The sequence below is a fragment of the Methylorubrum aminovorans genome (assembly GCF_022179725.1).
Classification (GTDB): Bacteria; Pseudomonadota; Alphaproteobacteria; order Rhizobiales; family Beijerinckiaceae; genus Methylobacterium; species Methylobacterium aminovorans.
The window spans coordinates 188,003-207,018 of sequence record NZ_BPRC01000006.1 but is presented as its reverse complement, the minus strand read 5'-3'; the positions used below and the strand labels follow the sequence as shown (position 1 = coordinate 207,018).

The following is a 19,016-nucleotide window of genomic DNA, read 5'->3' as shown; positions in this document are numbered from 1 at the left end:
GACGCACTTGATATGCTAGAGTCTGAATTGATAACTATAAATGACTATATAAATATCTGTAATTTGAGGAAATGGCCTATCGATGAAAATAACAATATCAAATATCATAATAAAGATGAAAATAGTTCAGAATCCAATATAATATATTTCAAATATTATGATTCGAACAATTGACCCTGCAAATCAAAACATCAACACATTAGCACAAAACTATTTTTCATAAAATCGTTCTCTATCAATCAGTTGCTGTTGCAATATTCACTGGCGAGGAAACATGACCACTGCCGATTACTCACCTAATCGCATCGCTAAGCTGCGCGAGGAAAAAAATCTTTCCCAACATGAGCTAGCAAAGTTAGCCGGCATGCATTGGTTGACTCTATCTCAACTAGAGTCCGGCAAATCAAAATTGACCAAAAAAAGAATCGCTCAGCTGGCCTCCGCCTTAAATATAAGCGCATCCTATCTTATTACGGGGGAAAAAATCGAGATATGCGATGATAAAACAGTACATGGGAGATTAAAGATAGCCAGAATTGCTGCAGGGTACGCGACCATGACTTCAGCTGTACGGAAATTTGAATGGAGCAATGCTTCGTATCGACAACATGAAAATGGCAACCGAGATATCAACCTAGCAGAGATAAAATTATATGCGATCGCTTTCGAAGCAGATCCTGCATGGATTGCATTCGGGGTCGGAACGCACCCCGACCAAAAAAATGATATCTACCCGAATAGAGGCGATATATTTTTATTTGAGTTGGCAAGCTCGAAAACAGTTGGCTCAAGAATAGCGGCCTACCGTAAATACCTGGGTATTACACAATTAGGACTAGCCAATAAGCTAAATATTTCGCAAACTACAGTATCAAAGTGGGAAAATGAATTGTCGCCGCCAGCCGAATCTTTGCCTGAAATCGCAGCTGTACTCAATATAGGAGTTCTAGATTTACTTGGTCTTGGCAGAGACCCGGAATCATCTCTGACTACCTGTTTAGGCCCTGCTCATACCGAAGCTTTTCAGCTGCTTCACGGCAGAATGGCCAATCTTAAGGGGTCAGGAACAGCGGAAAGAGAGCAGGCCAGAAATACTATCATTATTTTAGCGGAGCGCTTAAAATTCGAGGCAGCACGCGGCTTATGCTAGATGTTTGGTCCCGGCATTTGGTGGAGCGGGTTTGACCTGAAGCGACCGGGCTCGGCGGACCATGCTTTGCAGATGGCCTCGTAGGGCGTGAGACCGCGCAGGGTCTTCAGGCGGCGGCCAAAGTTGTAGGCACTGACGAAGTCGCCCAGGTGAGCGCGGAGTTTCTCGTGGCTGTCGTAGTGATAGCGCTTGACCGTGGCGTCCTTGATCGTGCGGTTCATTCGCTCGACTTGACCATTGGTCCAGGGGTGACGCGGCTTTGTCAGGCGATGATCGATATCGTTTCGGGCGCAAGCGGACTCGAAGCTGTGGGCCCGGAATGTCTCGCCGGCTGCAATCGCTTCCCTGATGATGGAGGCAGCTGAAGCGACGTTGCCCGGCGTGGTGAAGTGAGCACCGTGTGCACCTTGTAGGGCACGGCCTCGATGAGATGCCGTAGGAAGTCGCCGCGTCGCCTTCTCGTGCAATTTCACGAAGGCGAACTTGGTCGTACGATCGATGGCGACGAGCAGGTAGAGCCGGTCTTCGGCCGTGTGAACCTCGGCCAGATCGATATGGAAGTAGCCGAGCGGATAGGCCTTGAAGCGCGACCGCTTGGGTTTGTCGCCGTCGACCTCCGGCAATCGGCTGATCCCATGGCGCTGCAGGCAGCGATGCAGCGACGAGCGGGTCAGGTGCGGGATCGTGGCCTGCAGCGCGTAGAGGCAGTCGTCCAGCGACAGGAGCGTGTGACGCCGAAAGGCGACCACCACCGCTTCGTCTTCGGGTGACAGCACCGTCGAGTGCGGATCCTTTGGACCGGTGCGCTGGTCGGCGACCGAGGTCCGCTGGCGCCACTTGGCGACCTCTTCGGGTTGATCCCATAGCGCTTCGAGAGCGCCCTCAGGCTCGCTTGACTATGCTGGATCGCTCGACGGATCGTCTCAGTCGTCGTGGCGCTGCCGTGAAGAAGGGGATGATGAACGTCGAGCCAGTCCTCGGAAACATCGAGGCCGATGACGAGCTGCTGCATCACGATCCCTGCTCCTGTCCTGCGCGATCGGCCGAGGCTGTCCCGATCAACTGTTCAGGCTGATGATCCATGACGCGGACGGCTCCCGATCCGGGAACTGGGCTCGGACACCCTGGAGGCTCCGCGGGATACCGTTCGCAAGCCTAGAGTAGGCCGATCTCGACAGACAGGAGGCTCCAACTCTTGAGAGGATGGAGCCATGACGAAGCGCAGCACACCCTTTTTGCCTGAGGTCCGCGAACGCGCGGTCCGGATGGTGTTCGACCATCAGGGCGAGCACGGCTCGCAATATGGGGCGATCCGCTCGATCGCAGCCAAGATCGGTTGTTCGGGCGAGACGCTGCGAAACTGTGTCCGGCAAGCCGAGCGGGACCAGGGCCAGCGGCCCGGACCAACGACGGACGAGCGCGAGCGGATCAAAGCACTGGAGGGCGAGAACCGCGAGTTGCGCCAAGCCAACGAGATCCTGAGGAAGGCGTCGGCCTATTTCGCGATGGCGGAGCTCGACCGCCGGTCGCGGACATGATCGCCTTCATCGACGATCACCGGGAAGCCTACGGGGTCGAGCCGATCTGCCGCTTGCTGCCGATCGCCCCTCAACCTATCACGCCCATGCCGCGTGGCGGGCCAATCCCGGCAAGCTGCCGGCTCGGGCTCGCTCGGACGCGGCGCTCATGGTCGAGATCCGGCGCGTGGTCGAGGAGAACTTCCACGTCTACGGGGTGCGGAAGGTCTGGAGACAACTCGGTCGAGAAGGGATCGCGGTGGCTCGTTGCACGGTCGCCCGGCTGATACGGGTCATGGGGCCTCAGGGCATCGTGCGGGGCAAGAAGGTTCGCACCACCATCCCGGACCCGGCCGCGGCCTGCCCGCTCGACCGGGTGAACCGCCAGTTCAAGGCGCCGCGTCCCAACGCCTTGTGGGTCAACGATTCACCTACGTCGCGACCTGGGCCGGCTTTGTCTACGTGGCCTTCGTGATCGACGCCTATGCCCGGCGCATCGTCGGTTGGCGGGTCTCCCGCACGGCTCATGCCGCCTTCGTGCTCGACGCTCTGGAGCAGGCCCTGCACGAACGTCGTCCCCTCCAGGGCGGCGGGCTCGTGCACCATAGCGTCAGAGGCTCGCAATACCTCGCCCTACGCTACACGGAGCGGCTGGCGGAGGCGGGGGTCGAGCCCTCGGTCGGCAGCGTCGGGGACAGCTACGACAACGCCCTGGCCGAGACGATCAACGGTCTGTTCAAGGCCGAGGTCATCCATCGCCGTGGGCCGTGGCGATCCTTCGAGGCAGTCGAGTTCGCCACCCTCGAATGGTTCGATTGGTTCAACATCCGCCGCCTGCTCGAACCCATCGGCAACGTGACTCCCTCCGAGGCTGAGGCGCGCGACTTTGCTCGGGCCGAGGTACAAGCCTTGGTCGCCTGACCCAGACCGAACGGCCTCCGGGAAATCCGGAGCGGTTCAGGCCGTGGACCACAAACCGGAGCAACTCCAAAAGAAAATCGAAGTAACTTCGCACCCGGGCCACCGAATGGGGGCAGGTCACTCCCTTGCCGACCATCAGGCCGAATGTCTCGAGCGTGCTGCGGATCTAGTTGGACAGGCCGATCGCCACGCCCATGAGCTGAGCGCGCGCACCGACCTCAGGCATGGCAGCTCTCCAGTGCCGGTAGAGACGCGGTCATCAGACCGAATCGCGCTCCGCTTGGCAACCTTCCGACTCATTCTCAATCCGGGTCGCTATCAGCGCATGCCGAGCGTTCCTTTGCCCTGGGGTCCCCGCTTCCGCCGGCTCGTCAAAGACTATGAACGCTACTCCGCACGTTGAACGACGAGCACACTGTTATCTCGGCATGACTTGCCCTCAAATTATATTTTCACTGGCGATGAATGCATAACAGTGTCTATAAGCAACGCACTACTTATCCCACAAACAAGAAACGGATATACTAAATTAAACTGACAGCGCGTATATCTATCAATCTAAATAAAGAGCCTACATGCAATTGAATTATTTTAGTCGCGCCAGCACTGCATCAAGCTCATCTTGCATGTAATCAATAAACATTTCAAGATCTTCGATCTCGGATTGGGCATCTTTCAACCGAGATTGCAGCGCACCAATATTGACTTGATCAGATACGAAGGATTTGATTTTGTCCTCATAGGCAGTGTGGCGATTTAGCATCTGCGCAACCGTATTATAGCCGCTCTGCTTATCTATCAAAGACTTTCTACCACGAGAGTTAGGCCAGCTATGGATATCTGATAAATGATTATCAATATTTATTGCTTGCGGTATAATGCCGATCTCATCAAGACAGTAGTTGAGAGAAAGCTGATCGCGACGGGAATAGCGACAGACATGGGAAAACCAACGCTCTTGAAAGTCGATAACTAATCGAGATCTGCTATCTCTAACAATTAACCCACCCCAAAAAGGCTTTTGCATCATCACACCAGGACTGGACACATAGTAATGCCCCATCTGCTCCATGATTCTACTTACATCATCAAGACCGATACGAGATACTTCGATAAACTCGTCCAAGACCGTGGAGCGAAAACTATGGGGAGCCAGCATTAGTCCGCATTCAAGATCAAATTGCTCCAACAGATGGACTGGGTCGCGAAGCAATAAAATGCTATTGTCTATGTATATTGTTACATCATAATCACCTAAGTAAACTTGTGGTTTTATTTTGATATGACGCTGACTTCTTTGTGGGTCATTGTCGAATAATGGAGTTATAAATTTGACGTCCCAGGTCCCGCTTTCGAGGGACTCTGAGTCTGTGAAGCAAATAAAGTCAAAGTGGGATTCATTCGCTACTTTCTGCTCATTCAAATCTTCATAGCCGCCCATGAGGGCAGTATAGACGCAAACTTTAGGAGAGGCGGGCTTGGCTCTTCTATTCATCGTAGCCTCACGGAGAAACACAAAATTAGCAATTTGTTAGGCCTATGATGTAGAACCATTTGATCAGGTGATGCCCGATTTCCAAAGTCCGTACGATATTATCTAGGATTTTTTGGCGGTGATCGATCATGATTATCGGAGGACAATATTGTCTAAGATGGACTCGCGCTTCCACGAGCCCATCTAAAACCGATGCAAAGCACTTGGTCAAATATTAAAAATACGTCTCCGCAAAAGTCTTTGGCCTGGATGTAATTTCATTAACATTTGACCGCTGAGACAAATTGACATTGTAAAAAGGGTCGGATCCAACAACTTTTGACCACCTTTCATTAAATAAATCGAAGTCTCCAACTGGATTCTCGCCCTTGCTTACAGACTCATAATGATATATTTCAGCGTACGGAGTGTAGACAATCCGCCCCAATTCAATCAACCGAAGACAAAAATCGACATCATTATAGTTGATTCTAAAGGCTGTATCGAACCCTCCGATCGCGATGTAGTCCGATTTTCTCACCATCAGACACGCACCAGTCACTGCGGAATAATTCCTTACCAACGCAGCGCTTCCAGCAAGTCCAAGTTCTTTTCGATCCAGCCCGTAGTAGATGTGGGACGGTCCCTGGCCCAAAAGAACCACGCCAGCATGCTGGATCGTATTATCAGGAAATAATAGTTTTGCTCCGACTCCTGCAACGCCAGGGCGCTTTAACCACAGCAGCATTTCCCCAAGCCAATCAGAACTTATAATAGTCATGTCGTCATTTAGTAGGACAATATACTCTCCAGTCGCATGCTCGACTCCTAAATTAATTTTGGCTGCGATATTAAACTCATGAGCATCGTAGTGAACGTATGTTATCTTAAATTCTTCCAGCTCACTCTGCAGGTCAGACTCAATATCACCATTGTGTACAATGACGAGCTCGTAATTAAGATACTCAGTTTTTGAAATCGATTTTAACAAGTCAAGAAGATACCAACGCTCTTCGCCTGCCTCGATTCTACGAGCCGCGGTGGGTATAACAATACTAATCTTTGCTTTATCTGACGAAGATCCTTTAATCCGGTGTGAACCAGGAAACGGTCCTTCGATAACGGTCCCCTTGAAGTCCTGTGAATCGATTGCAGATTGTACCGCACGCTGAGCGGCCAAGGCAGCAGTCGGCTTAGCATCTGCTGAGCTTGCTGTGGAGGACTCCAGTGTCCTCCAATGATAAAGAACATCAGGGATATGGACGATTTTCCGGCTACGCGAACTTACGCGCAAAGCAAGATCATAATCCTGCGCAAAATCGAAGTCTGACCTGAACCCCCCCACCTCGTCGACTAAGGCTCTCCGATACACGCCTAGATGACATGTGTACATACAGGAAAGAAAATACTCAGGCGACCAATCAGGCTTGAAGAACGGGTTCGATCTTATATTTTTCAGATCAATTTTGTCTTCATCTGAATATATCATATCCGCTTGGGGATTATGGTTTATTGCCTGAGCAACAGCGAAGAAAGCATGCGGTGCAATTTCATCATCATGGTCGACAAGGGCAATGAATTCGCCTTCACACAGTTTCAATGCGATATTGCTGGCACGAGCGATGCCGCCATTATTTTGCTCAATCACTACTTTTATGCGCTCATCCTTTTCTCTCCAGCTGAGCAATGCTCGATTCAAATCCTCGGAGTTGGATCCATCGTCTACAATGACGAGCTCCCAATTGCTGTACATCTGCACAACGATCGACTCAATTGCTCGGTCAAGAAAGTATATATTAGATTTGAAGACTGGCATAATGACTGAAATTTTCGGACAAATAGGAAATTCGTCAATGGTAGATTGAATTAATTTACGATCATTATCGGTAATTTTCCGCTTTTCGATCCAATTTTCGTAGAATTGCGCGCTATCGAGCTCGCAATTAGAACAATGGCGCACAAACTTAGTAATATCTTGCGATGAAACTAGTTTGTGCCTGGGTAAAGATTGTGCATAGTCCTGATTTGATTTTTTCCGGTACTTTTCCGTTAAATCGGCTATCGCCTCAAAGACATCCATTGAATAAATTTCAACATACTCGATTTGGAAGGAACCTTTCGTATCAATCGGGTCAAGACGTATGTGCTCTATGTTGTATGGGTTGAACAAGACGTCATCAACTATGCATACATTATTTACTATATGATACTTCCAAGAATTTTCGCTACGAAATCCGTACTTGTCTCCAATAAAAATTTCTAGCGAACTCTGGTCTGCGAACTGCTCCAGTATATTGTTATAGGTTAAACGCATTTTTATTTTAAAGAACCCGGCTGGAATAAATTTTTTGATTACAAGCTGTGGATCACTCCCCATTGCTGTATAACCAAACGGAAGGTGATTTGGTTTCAGCTGGTGCTGCATCATGAATATTTTGACTTGTGCATCGCAGCTTTCCCTTCTCCCGAGAAATTCGACAACTCGCTCAATTTCACCCATTAAAACTTGATGCTCGTGACGCTTCCTATTTTCGTTCCGTCCATGCGAAATGTAATGACTTAGAGGATTCATACCAGATTCTCTGACGTCTTTATACTCACTCAAATACCATCTGGTCGAGAAGTTAGGGCCGGGATCTCGACCTTCTACAGCTCCATGTAGCATATAATGTGTGATAGGACTTATACGCTCTTCTGCAACGTCAGCGTAATTAGACAGGTACCATTGGCTATCAAAGAATTCGCAGGGATTTAGTCCTTGACTGATGCCGTGAGTGATAAAATGTCTGAATGGGTCGGTCTTGCTCGTTGTGCTGCTGAGGTAGGTATCAGCATACCATGATTCGTCAAAAATACTTCTGTAGAGCTCTTTAGAGTTTTTCCTATCTCTGATCCGCCTCAAATAATTCACGATATGCTCCTGGTATTTGCTGATGATATTGCGGTATACCGCAACAAAAATTTGCATTTTGCTGCGTCTACGTTGGCTTCAACGCCGTTAGGCCAATAAAACTCTAGTCGGCGCGGTGTCTCCCGCTGGCAAGGCGCAGCAGGTTCTGGCCGTAGCCGGTCTTGGCGAATAGCTCGCCGCGCGCCAGCAACTGCTCGCGGCCGATGAAGCCCTGCAGGTAGGCGATCTCTTCGAGGCAGGCGACCTGAAGCCCCTGCCGGCGCTGCAACACCCGCACGAACTCGCCCGCTTCCAGCAAGCTGTCATGCGTGCCGGTATCGAGCCACGCGTAGCCGCGGCTCATCCGCTCGACATGGAGCTGACCGCGCTCGAGATAGGCTTGGTTGACGGAGGTGATCTCGAGCTCGCCCCGCTCCGAGGGCTTCACCTCGGCGGCGATGTCGAGCACCCCATTGTCGTAGAAGTACAGGCCCGTCACCGCCCAGGGGCTCTCTGGCGTCTTGGGCTTCTCCACCAGCCGCAGGGGCCGGCCGGTCTCGTCGAGGGTGACGACGCCGTAGGCCTCCGGATGATCGACGTGGTAGGCGAACACCGTCGCCCCGCTCTTGCGGGCGCGAGCCTTGGCGAGCAGGTCGCTCATGCCGTTGCCGAAGAACAGGTTGTCACCGAGCACCAGCGCCACGTCGTCGGTGCCGACGAAGTCGCGGCCGATGATGAAGGCCTGGGCCAGCCCCTCGGGCCGCGGCTGCACCGCGTAGGAGAAAGTTAGGCCGAACTGCTCGCCGGTGCCGAGCAGGCGCTGGTAGTTGCCGAGGTGCTCAGGCGAGGAGATGATCAGGATCTCGCGGATGCCGGCGAGCATCAGCACCGAGATCGGATAGTAGATCATCGGCTTGTCGTAGACCGGCAGCAGCTGCTTGTTGATCGCCAGCGTGGCCGGGTGGAGCCTTGTGCCGGAGCCGCCGGCGAGCACGATGCCCTTCATGCGAAACACGTCCTGATCAGTGGGAGCGGACCGGCCCGACCAGCCGGTCGAGGATGTCGTCGAGCGCCTGCTCCCAGGGGCGGGGCGCGATGCCGTAGGCGTCGGTCAGGCTCTGGGTGGAGAGGCGCGAGTTCATCGGACGCCGGGCCGGCGTCGGGTAGGCTGAGGTCGGGATGCCCTCGACCGGCACGATGCGCCCGCCGCGCCGGGCCGAGCCCGCGACGATGGCGCGGAGGAAGTCGCATCATGTTGTCGCGCTATCTCGGTCGAGACATGGACGAGCGGGATGCCCCTCCGCTTCGTCTCGGCGGCCAGAATGGCCGGGGCCAACGCGTTGAGCAGCCATGCTGCCACGACCTCGCCCTCGGTCTTAGCGACGGCGGTGTAGGCCGCCGTGTTGATCACCGCCGGGTAGCTGCCCGCATCGAGTGCGGCGGCGACAGTCGCCTCGTCGGTGATGTCGAGGCTCTGGCGGTCGGGCCAGGGAAAGGCTTGAAGTTGCGTGCCGACCTGACCGGCCCCGCCGAGGATCAGGATATCCATGCTCAGGCGCTCTTGCCCGCGAGGCCGAGGCGCTCGCCGGAATAGCGGCCCTCGCGGATCGGGCGCCACCACGCCTCGTTGTCGAGGTACCAGCGCACGGTCTCCGTCAGCGCCTCCTCGAACACTTTGGTCGGCCGCCAGCCGACCTCGGCCTCCGCTTTGCCGGGGTCGATCGCGTAGCGGCGGTCGTGGCCGGGCCGGTCGGCGACGAAGGTGATCAGGCGCTCGTGCGGGCCGTTCTCGGGCCGGAGCCGGTCGAAGGCGGCGCAGAGCCCCTTCACGACCTCAAGGTTGTTTCGCACCGAGCGCCCGCCGAGCAGGTAGGTCTCACCGAGCCGGCCGCGCTCCAGCACCGCGACGAGGCCGCGGGCATGGTCCTCGACATGGATCCAGTCGCGCTCGTTCAGGCCGTCGCCGTAGACCGGCAGCGGCTTTCCTTCCAGCGCCGCCAGGATCATCAGTGGGATCAGCTTCTCGGGGAAGTGGCGCGGGCCGTAGTTGTTCGAGCAGTTCGTCACCAGGACCGGCAGGCCGTAGGTCTCGTGCCAGGCGCGGGCGAGATGGTCGGAGGCCGCCTTCGAGGCCGAGTAGGGCGAGCGCGGATCGTAGCGGCTCTCCTCCGTGAAGAAGGCGTCCGGCGGCAGCGAGCCGTAGACTTCGTCGGTCGAGACATGGAGGAAGCGGAACGTCGCCTTGGCTTCACCGGAGAGGCTCTCCCAGTGGGTGCGGGCGCCGTCGAGCATCACCTGGGTGCCGATCACGTTGGTGCGCACGAAGGCACCCGGATCGGTGATCGAGCGATCGACATGGCTCTCGGCAGCCAGATGCATCACCGCCTCGGGCCTGAAATCGGCGTAGAGGGCGTGGACGCTGGCCGGATCGCAGATGTCGGCCTGCTCCAGGCGGTGTCGAGGGTCGTCCGCCAGCGGCTGCAGCGAGATCGGATTGGCCGCGTAGGTCATGGCATCGAGGGTGAGCACCTCGTGGCCGATATCCTGCACCAGATGCAGCACCAGAGCGGAGCCGATGAAGCCACAGCCACCCGTCACCAGAATGCGCATGCTGACCCTGCTCTCTCGATCTTGGACCGGCCATCACTGTCCTCTAGGCCGTAAATGACCGGATGCGTTGCGGCTATGCGAAAACGGGCTGAGGATCAACACGCTCCGCAAATGTTCTCGGCGAGGTTATGCGGCAGATCCGGTGATGCGATGATCGTGATGGCAGCGTATCAAGCCTGCCAGAATCGCTTATCCGGAGCGATGCGCTATGGACAACCCTAGGGATGCAGACTGTTTGAGGTATCGATTTCAGGCGGGATGTTGAGGGCGTTGGCGGCGATAAAGCTGGCGACGCATCGTGGTAGAGTTCCTCCCACCGATCGACCACCGCGGCGCGTGCAAGCATTTCGGCGGGTGCACGCGGATAGGCTCTGATGCGCTGGGTCGAGGGCGCTGGCGCCGTGGTCGCCGGCAACAGCTTCAGGCGTGGGTGGACACGGGCGAGCCAGCGCTCGATCATCTGGCGGGTGTTGAGCAGGAGATGCCAGCGGTCGGCGACCTGCACGGCCGTCGGCGCGCCCAGCGTGGTGCTGCGGGCGTACTCGGTCGAACGATCGCGCGCCACGAGCCGGATCTGCGGCTCGCGGCGGAGCCATGCGGCCCACGTCTCGGCCGAGCGGTCGGGCAGCAGGTCGAGAGGTCGTCGGCGTTCGAGATCGACGACGACGGTGCCGTAGGTCCGCCCCTTGCGCAGCGCCCAGTCATCAATGCCGACGACGCAAGGTCCAGGTGGCTTCGGCAACGGCATTCTCCGGATCGTCCGCAACAGGGTCGTGGCACTGGACGGCATGGCCAGGTGAGTGAGCAAGCGGGCGGCGGGCTACCCACCAAGTGCGAGACCGGTCCGGGCCTGTGCCGCAGCCAGCCGGCGGGTGCGTTGGGCATGGCGGGCGAGCAGCTTCGGGAAGCGCTCGGCAAAAGTTTTGCGGTGGCAGGCTGGGTCGCGGCAGTAGAAGCGCCGAACCTCAAACTGCAGCCGGATGGCCTCGCCGCTGGCCGGCAGATTGGCGGGTCGTCGCCGATACCGGCTATGGACCGAGGCGCTGACCGCCCGACATGTCGGGCAGCGGGCGTAATCGCGCTTCGCTTCGGCGAGGAGGGTGATCGCGGTGGGGCCGTGCCGCACGACACGCACGAGGCGGCAGCTAGGCAGAGGGAAGAGCTGAGTCATACCCCGATTTGCGAGGCCAAACCCACCACGCCAAGACCCAGCTGTCACGCTCCTCGATCCACCAAACTCGCCGATGAACCACCCCGTGGGGGGCCGATCGCCCAGCCGCATCGGGGCAAACTCGCTCCACCAAATGCCGGGACCAAACAGCTGGCGCGCACTCACTCATTGATCCACCGCCCAACCAGCCAATCAAACCCCATTTATGGTAACTTTAGTTGCGGTGCTACGCCGCCTAGAGTAACCATGCCGGCGCAAATTTCCGTGCCCGCTCGCGCCTTGATCGGCGTGGTGTCGGCGTTTAATGCTGGCACTGGGTTCGGCCAATTCCACATCGGTTCGCTAGGGCGCATCGCTGAGATTTGATCGTTTTGCCAGCAGCCGGATGGCCGCTACTAGAAAAGACTGTGTCGGGATCTGTCATGAAAGCAGTTATTCTTGCCGGTGGATTGGGTACGCGTCTTTCTGAAGAAACTGAATCGCGGCCGAAACCAATGGTTGAGGTCGGCGGCCGCCCGATCATCTGGCATATCATGAAAATGTATTCTTCATTTGGCGTCAATGAATTTGTTGTTTGCCTAGGATATAAGGGCTACCAAATAACGGAGTTTTTTGCTAATTATTATCTTCATTTGAGCGATGTCACTATAGACATAAGAAACAATTCTGTTGATGTCCACAACAGCAGGGCAGAGGATTGGCGCGTAACTTTAGTCGACACTGGTCCAGAGACAATGACCGGGGGGCGCCTCAAGCGCGTGCGCGATCATGTGGCATCTGACGATTTTTGCATGACTTACGGCGATGGTGTTTCAGACGTTGATATCGGCGCACTCATCGACTTCCACAAGCGCGAAGGGCGGGATGCCACGGTTACTGCCGTGCGACCTCCAGGGCGCTTCGGCGCGCTTGCCATCGAGGAAGGCCGCGTCAATGGCTTCATTGAGAAGCCACAGGGCGACGGAAGCTGGATTAATGGCGGGTTCTTCGTGCTGTCTCCAAAGGTTTTGGATCGCATAGAATGCGATCAAACTACCTGGGAGCGGGAACCGCTTGAGGGGCTTGCACGAGACGGGCAACTGTCTGCATTTAATCATGAAGGTTTCTGGCAGCCGATGGATACGCTTCGCGACAAGCGATACCTTGAAGATCTCTGGGCGAATGGGCAGGCAAAGTGGAAGCGCTGGTGACTCCGACTGCAACGTTCTGGGCAGGAAAGCGCGTCCTACTGACAGGACACACCGGCTTCAAAGGTAGCTGGTGCGCGTTATGGCTGCAGCGTCTGGGCGCCCAAGTTTATGGGCTTGCTCTGGCGCCAGACGCCGGGATGACGTTATGGGACGAGCTTGGCAGGCCTGGAGGCGATCATATCGGCGATATACGCGATCCCGCCACAGTTGAGGAGGCGTTCAATGCATCGTCCCCCGAGATCGTCATCCATATGGCGGCTCAGGCCCTCGTCCATCCCTCTTACGAGGATCCGGCCGCCACGTTCGATACAAACGTTATGGGACTCATCAGAGTCCTAGATAGGGCACGTCAGTGTTCGTCAGTACGCGCCGTCGTCAATGTTACCAGCGACAAGTGTTACGAGAACCGCGAGCATATCTGGGCTTACCGCGAAACAGAGGCTATGGGCGGATCAGATCCGTATAGCGCAAGCAAGGGCTGCGCCGAACTTGTGACAGCCTCCTACCGCCGATCGTTCTACAAAGAAATAGATGGCCCGTTTCTTGCTTCAGGCCGCGCTGGCAATGTAATTGGAGGTGGCGACTGGTCGAATGCTCGGCTGCTGCCAGACTGCGTGCGAGCCTTCGAGCGAGGATCCCCAGTAATGATCCGTAATCCACTCGCTACACGCCCTTGGCAGCATGTGCTCGAACCGGTCTCAGGCTACCTCGTTCTAGCTGAAACTTTGCATCGGAAGGGTTCGGAAGCGGCGGAAGGCTGGAATTTTGGGCCGTCCGACGATGATACCTGGACAGTCGGCAGAGTAGTAGCCAAGGTAGTCAGCCTTTGGGGCGAAAGCGCTGCTTGGCAGCAGGACGACTCGTCCTGGGCTAAAGAGGCCATGCTGCTGAGGGTTGACGCCGCAAAGGCGCGAATGCGCCTCGGATGGCAGCCTCGCTTGCATGTCAATGATGCGTTGCTCTGGACCGTGGAGTGGTACAAAGCTGTGCGTGATGGTCGCCCTGCGCTGGATGTAACAATCGAGCAAATTAAACGTTACGAAAGCTTGGCGCGACAAGTTCTGCCCTGATAGCTCAGTCGGATGGCAAGCTTAGCAACATAGATGTAATGCTCGAAAGCCGCATTGCTAACAGCCCTCTATCTCGGCCATGAAAACTAGGGCCGGAAGGACATTGATATGAAAGGCCGTTGCCGCTTCTGCGACACACCGCTTCAGACCAGCTTCGCAAATCTCGGTATGTCGCCAATCTCTAACGACTTCGTGTCTCTGGAACATGCACAGGCAATGGAACCGTTCTACCCTCTGCATGCATACGTTTGCGAGGAATGTTTTCTTGTTCAGCTAATCGATTTCGAGAAAGCTGAAAATATGTTTTCAGACGAGTATTCATACTTCTCATCCTATTCCGAATCGTGGTTGAGGCATGCGAAAGCGTACGCTGAAAGTATGATCGAACGCGAAACCCTGGGTCCCGAATCGTTGGTAATTGAGATCGCCTCGAATGACGGGTACCTGTTACAATATTTTAAACAAGCCGGCATCCCAGTGCTTGGAATTGAGCCTACGGCTAATACTGCTAGAGTTGCATTGAAAGATCGAGGAATTCAAAGCGAAATAGCTTTTTTTGGTCGAGCGACTGCATCACGTCTCGTTGAGAAAGGCTTTCGAGCCGACTTGATGGCGGCGAACAACGTACTCGCGCATGTTCCTGACATCAACGACTTTGTTGCTGGTTACCAAATTCTCTTAAAGCCAGAGGGTATCGCGAACGTCGAATTTCCTCATCTACTCAGCCAAATCGAAAATCGACAGTTCGATACGATTTACCATGAGCACTTTAGCTACCTGTCCTTCACTATCGCTAGACGAATTTTTGCCACTCATGGCATGCGAGTGTTCGACGTAGAAGAGCTAACTACACATGGTGGATCACTGCGGCTATCCATCTGCCACAATACAAATGTCGCGCGGCCCGATACGCGGCGGGTTGAGAATATGTTGGAGAGAGAGCTTGCTGCAGGCCTGAGTGATATCGCCACTTATCGTCGCTTCGCCGATGAGGTGGTGAAAATAAAATGCGATCTATTAGATTTCCTAGTGACTGCACGTCGTCAAGGCAAATCTGTAGTCGGATACGGCGCACCGGCAAAAGGCAATACTCTATTCAACTATTGCGGTGTTGGCCCCGAGCTCGTCGAGTTCACAGTAGATCGTAGTCCCCACAAAATTGGCCGCTTGTTGCCGGGTGTAAGGATTCCTATTCGGCCGCCTGAGGCTATCTTCGAACGCCGTCCCGATTATGTCCTAATCATGCCTTGGAACCTTAAAGACGAAATTATGGAGCAGATGGCCGGTGTGCGAGAATGGGGGGGGCAATTTGTAACGCCAATCCCGACAGTGCAGGTCCACCCGTGATCTTCCGCGAGACTGCAATCGAGGGAGTCTGGCGGGTTTTACCCGAGCCTCGCCACGACTTGCGCGGTAGTTTCGTAAGAACGTTCTGCGCCGACGAGTTCGCTGTACACGGTCTGCCACATCTATTTGAGCAATCAAGCATCTCACACAATATCAAGGCTGGAACACTGCGAGGAATGCACTTCCAGCCGCACCCATATGCGGAGGCAAAGTTTGTGCGCTGCGTGCGGGGCGCGATCTTCGATGTGGCACTGGATTTGCGGGTTGGATCTCGGACACGCGGCCGTTGGATCGGTGAGGAGCTAAGCGCCGACAATTGTATCGGTCTATACATCGCTCCAGGCTTGGCCCATGGCTTTCAAACTCTTGCGGACAGGACTGATGTTCTTTACCAGATTACGCCCAGCTTCAAACAGGGACTAAGCGACGGAATTAGGTGGGACGATCCCGCTTTTAAAATCGATTGGCCCATTGCCGAACCGATTCTGTCTGAGCGTGATGCGAACTATGCGGATTGGTGCCTATGAGGGTGCTAGTGACTGGCGCATCAGGATTCATTGGCCGGAATGTTGTGGCACAACTCGAGCGCCAAGGCGTAGATGTTGTTGCTGCCAGTCGACGGCCACTCGTTAGTAATCCAGCTGTCCGCTTCGAACCCATAGATCTCTTGACGCCAGGGGCTTCGGCCGATTTGGTCAGTCGCGTTAGACCAACTCATCTCATCCACTTAGCATGGAACGCTATCCCTAGAAAATTTTGGAGCGCTTCAGACAACCTCGACTGGGCTGCGGCTACGTTCGCCCTGTCTCGCGCGTTCGTCGACGCTGGCGGTGTTCGCGCTGTGATGGCTGGAAGCTGCGCCGAGTATGATTGGACCGGTATCGGTCGATTACACGAGAATTCGGGGATCGCACCTGCTACTTTGTACGGCAAGGTTAAGGATGCGACACGCCGGGCTGTATGTGCCTTCGGCGAAGAGTCAGGTTTGCCCGTCGCTTGGGGGCGCGTCTTTTGGCTATATGGGCCGGGTGAAGCCGCCGATCGGTTAGTGTCGGACGTTGCATCAGCATTGGCGAGGAGGCACCAGATCAATACTACTGAAGGTCGACAGCAGCGTGATTTTCTTCATGTCGAGGACGTTGCAAGCGCATTCATAGCCGCTTTGCACCACACCCATTGCGGCCCATTTAATATCGGCTCAGGCTCTCCGGTAGCCGTGCGTCACCTGATCGAAATTCTTGCAGAAGAACTCGGTGGACTCGACCTTGTCAACTTCGGAGTACGTCCTTCTACTTTAGGCGAACCGTCGCTGCTGGTAGCCGATACAAAAATATTGCACGAGACAATCGGATTTACACCACGCTACGGCCTCGAGTCAGGTTTGAAGTCGACTGCCGATTGGTGGCGGAATCATGTAAGCTAGTGATCGACAGTAGGCTTTGGCTAAGCGTATGTCGATCTGAAGTCACACCATAGATTTATCGGCATAAAATAACTATCCTTTGTCGCCACTTGAATCTAATTCCTAATGCTTAGCTCCGACATACGCCTTTGGGTCCCGCCGCCCCTCGCTGGGGTCGGCTGGTCTGCTGCCGGCTTAACGGACACCCGGTTTAGGTGTGATGATGAAGACGGAGGTGCTCCATGCAGCGACGCAATTTTGGGAGTGAGTTCAAGATCAAAGCGGTTTGCTTGGTTCAGGAGCGCGGGGTCAACGTCACGCAGGCGGCAGGCGACTGATCGGCCCCCACGGGGTGGTTCATCGTCAAGTTTGGTGGATCACGCTGCGAGTAGGAAGCGGCGACGCAGAAGGTCGAGCTTGGCCCGGCCGTACATGGCGCGCTTGAGGAGCTTGAGCCGGTTGACCTGCCCCTTTGCCTGTCCGCTGCTACAGGGCAGGCGAAGGCCGGCACGAACAGCGGCTCCATCCTGAGCGAGGCTGGCGGCGAAGCTCTGGACCACCTGCACACCGCAGGCTCGGGCATCGCTCAGCCAAGCGTCGAAGGAGGGGGCGATGGCGGGCTTGGCCGGCCCGCCGCGGCAGCGGCTGCGGACAATCCGACAGAATCGTCGGCCGAGGTTGACGACCTTGGCAGCCTCGTCATCCTGCAGCACACGCGCGACCACAGCAGCGGTTTCAACATCGAGATCGTCCAGCTCGCGCAGGAGATGCCACGACAAATGTTTCGGCGAGAGTAGCGGCGGCGGTGCGGCGGGCGCCATGAGCCGCGACCTCTGGAGACGCCAGATCGTGGTCCTGGCCGGGCGCGTGCGCCGCTCGGACAGCCAGCGTCTGACCTGCTTGACGGTGCCGGCGAAGCCGCGGGACCGCAGCTCGCGCCAGAGCTGCATGGCGTTCTCGCACCCCGCGGCCTGGTGGGCGTGTAGGTGATGGAGATGAGGATCGTGGATGCTGCGCCCCGGCCCGCGTCGGCCATGACATGGGAAGCGCTCGGCGAAGGCGTACTTGCGCACCGTGGCCCGCACCAGGCCGGTCTCTCGGTTGATCTGGCGGAGCGACTGCCCGCCTGCACGGCGGCGACGCATCGTGGTAGAGTTCCTCCCACCGATCGACCACCGCGGCGCGTGCAAGCATTTCGGCGGGTGCACGCGGATAGGCTCTGATGCGCTGGGTCGAGGGCGCTGGCGCCGTGGTCGCCGGCAACAGCTTCAGGCGTGGGTGGACACGGGCGAGCCAGCGCTCGATCATCTGGCGGGTGTTGAGCAGGAGATGCCAGCGGTCGGCGACCTGCACGGCCGTCGGCGCGCCCAGCGTGGTGCTGCGGGCGTACTCGGTCGAACGATCGCGCGCCACGAGCCGGATCTGCGGCTCGCGGCGGAGCCATGCGGCCCACGTCTCGGCCGAGCGGTCGGGCAGCAGGTCGAGAGGTCGTCGGCGTTCGAGATCGACGACGACGGTGCCGTAGGTCCGCCCCTTGCGCAGCGCCCAGTCATCAATGCCGACGACGCAAGGTCCAGGTGGCTTCGGCAACGGCATTCTCCGGATCGTCCGCAACAGGGTCGTGGCACTGGACGGCATGGCCAGGTGAGTGAGCAAGCGGGCGGCGGGCTACCCACCAAGTGCGAGACCGGTCCGGGCCTGTGCCGCAGCCAGCCGGCGGGTGCGTTGGGCATGGCGGGCGAGCAGCTTCGGGAAGCGCTCGGCAAAAGTTTTGCGGTGGCAGGCTGGGTCGCGGCAGTAGAAGCGCCGAACCTCAAACTGCAGCCGGATGGCCTCGCCGCTGGCCGGCAGATTGGCGGGTCGTCGCCGATACCGGCTATGGACCGAGGCGCTGACCGCCCGACATGTCGGGCAGCGGGCGTAATCGCGCTTCGCTTCGGCGAGGAGGGTGATCGCGGTGGGGCCGTGCCGCACGACACGCACGAGGCGGCAGCTAGGCAGAGGGAAGAGCTGAGTCATACCCCGATTTGCGAGGCCAAACCCACCACGCCAAGACCCAGCTGTCACGCTCCTCGATCCACCAAACTCGCCGATGAACCACCCCGTGGGGGGCCGCATTTTTCCTGCCCACTGAATCATCTACCTGCACGAACAAAAGCGTGAACAACCCGCTTGGGCAAATGCTTGGGCACAGCCCCTGATACGGCGAAAAACCTAGCATGTTTAGTACCCTGCGTCGGACACCCCTTCCGCCAAACCGCCTCTAAGTACCTG

General features: G+C 56.4%; 10 protein-coding genes, 5 pseudogenes and 1 other annotated feature. Of the genes and pseudogenes, 7 read left to right on the top strand and 8 right to left on the bottom strand.

Features of this window, described 5'->3' with window-relative positions; genetic code table 11:
* Window positions 1-274: 274 nt before the first annotated feature.
* Complete coding sequence (locus MFF24_RS11270) at window positions 275-1,150, top strand: helix-turn-helix domain-containing protein (protein WP_238224511.1); 876 nt, start codon at window positions 275-277, stop codon at window positions 1,148-1,150.
* Here the strand turns inward: MFF24_RS11270 and MFF24_RS11265 are convergent.
* Window positions 1,147-2,162 (bottom strand): annotated as a pseudogene (locus MFF24_RS11265) (integrase core domain-containing protein). The gene MFF24_RS11270 and the pseudogene MFF24_RS11265 overlap by 4 nt on opposite strands.
* Before the next feature lie 199 nt (window positions 2,163-2,361).
* On the opposite strand from MFF24_RS11265, the pseudogene MFF24_RS11260 reads away from it, so the two are divergent.
* Window positions 2,362-3,588 (top strand): annotated as a pseudogene (locus MFF24_RS11260) (IS3 family transposase).
* Window positions 2,643-2,759 (top strand) — a sequence feature (AL1L pseudoknot). Its footprint overlaps the pseudogene before it by 117 nt.
* Window positions 3,589-4,174: 586 nt before the next feature.
* Here MFF24_RS11260 and MFF24_RS11255 read toward each other — a convergent pair.
* The 6 genes and pseudogenes from MFF24_RS11255 to MFF24_RS11230 all read right to left on the bottom strand — a co-directional run.
* Complete coding sequence (locus tag MFF24_RS11255; RefSeq protein WP_238224510.1) at window positions 4,175-5,083, bottom strand: glycosyltransferase domain-containing protein; 909 nt, start codon at window positions 5,081-5,083, stop codon at window positions 4,175-4,177.
* A gap of 214 nt (window positions 5,084-5,297) precedes the next feature.
* Window positions 5,298-7,973: a glycosyltransferase family 2 protein gene (locus MFF24_RS11250; protein ID WP_238224509.1), complete on the bottom strand. Its 2,676-nt coding sequence runs from the start codon at window positions 7,971-7,973 to the stop codon at window positions 5,298-5,300.
* A 103-nt stretch (window positions 7,974-8,076) separates the two neighbouring features.
* A complete protein-coding gene (gene rfbA / locus MFF24_RS11245) occupies window positions 8,077-8,958 on the bottom strand; it encodes a glucose-1-phosphate thymidylyltransferase RfbA (RefSeq protein WP_238224507.1) in 882 nt (293 codons plus the stop codon).
* Window positions 8,959-8,974: 16 nt separating this feature from the next.
* A pseudogene (locus MFF24_RS11240) lies at window positions 8,975-9,501 on the bottom strand (SDR family oxidoreductase).
* A gap of 2 nt (window positions 9,502-9,503) precedes the next feature.
* Window positions 9,504-10,562 carry a dTDP-glucose 4,6-dehydratase gene (gene rfbB / locus MFF24_RS11235; protein WP_238224505.1) on the bottom strand — a complete coding sequence of 353 codons (1,059 nt, stop codon included), beginning with the start codon at window positions 10,560-10,562 and terminating at the stop codon, window positions 9,504-9,506.
* Between the two features lie 295 nt (window positions 10,563-10,857).
* Window positions 10,858-11,733, bottom strand: a pseudogene (locus MFF24_RS11230) (ISL3 family transposase); the annotation flags it as partial.
* Window positions 11,734-12,155: 422 nt separating this feature from the next.
* On the opposite strand from MFF24_RS11230, the gene rfbF reads away from it, so the two are divergent.
* The 5 genes from rfbF (at window position 12,156) to MFF24_RS11205 (ending at window position 16,763) form a co-directional block, all read left to right on the top strand.
* The gene (gene rfbF, locus MFF24_RS11225; RefSeq protein ID WP_238224503.1) at window positions 12,156-12,923 is read left to right on the top strand and encodes a glucose-1-phosphate cytidylyltransferase; all 768 of its coding nucleotides are present in this window, start codon (window positions 12,156-12,158) and stop codon (window positions 12,921-12,923) included.
* On the top strand, window positions 12,908-13,993 hold the full coding sequence (gene rfbG / locus MFF24_RS11220; RefSeq protein WP_238224501.1) for a CDP-glucose 4,6-dehydratase: 1,086 nt from the start codon (window positions 12,908-12,910) through the stop codon (window positions 13,991-13,993). The genes rfbF and rfbG overlap by 16 nt, the downstream gene beginning before the upstream one ends.
* A gap of 108 nt (window positions 13,994-14,101) precedes the next feature.
* Complete coding sequence (locus MFF24_RS11215; RefSeq protein WP_238224498.1) at window positions 14,102-15,340, top strand: class I SAM-dependent methyltransferase; 1,239 nt, start codon at window positions 14,102-14,104, stop codon at window positions 15,338-15,340.
* Entirely contained in the window at window positions 15,289-15,867 is a 579-nt protein-coding gene (locus MFF24_RS11210; protein WP_308445598.1) for a dTDP-4-dehydrorhamnose 3,5-epimerase family protein, read from the top strand. The genes MFF24_RS11215 and MFF24_RS11210 overlap by 52 nt, the downstream gene beginning before the upstream one ends.
* Window positions 15,864-16,763 (top strand): NAD-dependent epimerase/dehydratase family protein, encoded by a 900-nt coding sequence (locus MFF24_RS11205; protein WP_238224495.1) that lies wholly within the window; start codon window positions 15,864-15,866, stop codon window positions 16,761-16,763. Before MFF24_RS11210 ends, MFF24_RS11205 begins: the two co-directional genes overlap by 4 nt.
* A gap of 356 nt (window positions 16,764-17,119) precedes the next feature.
* On the opposite strand, the pseudogene MFF24_RS11195 reads toward MFF24_RS11205, so the two are convergent.
* Window positions 17,120-18,761 (bottom strand): annotated as a pseudogene (locus tag MFF24_RS11195) (ISL3 family transposase).
* Between the last annotated feature and the right edge of the window lie 255 nt (window positions 18,762-19,016).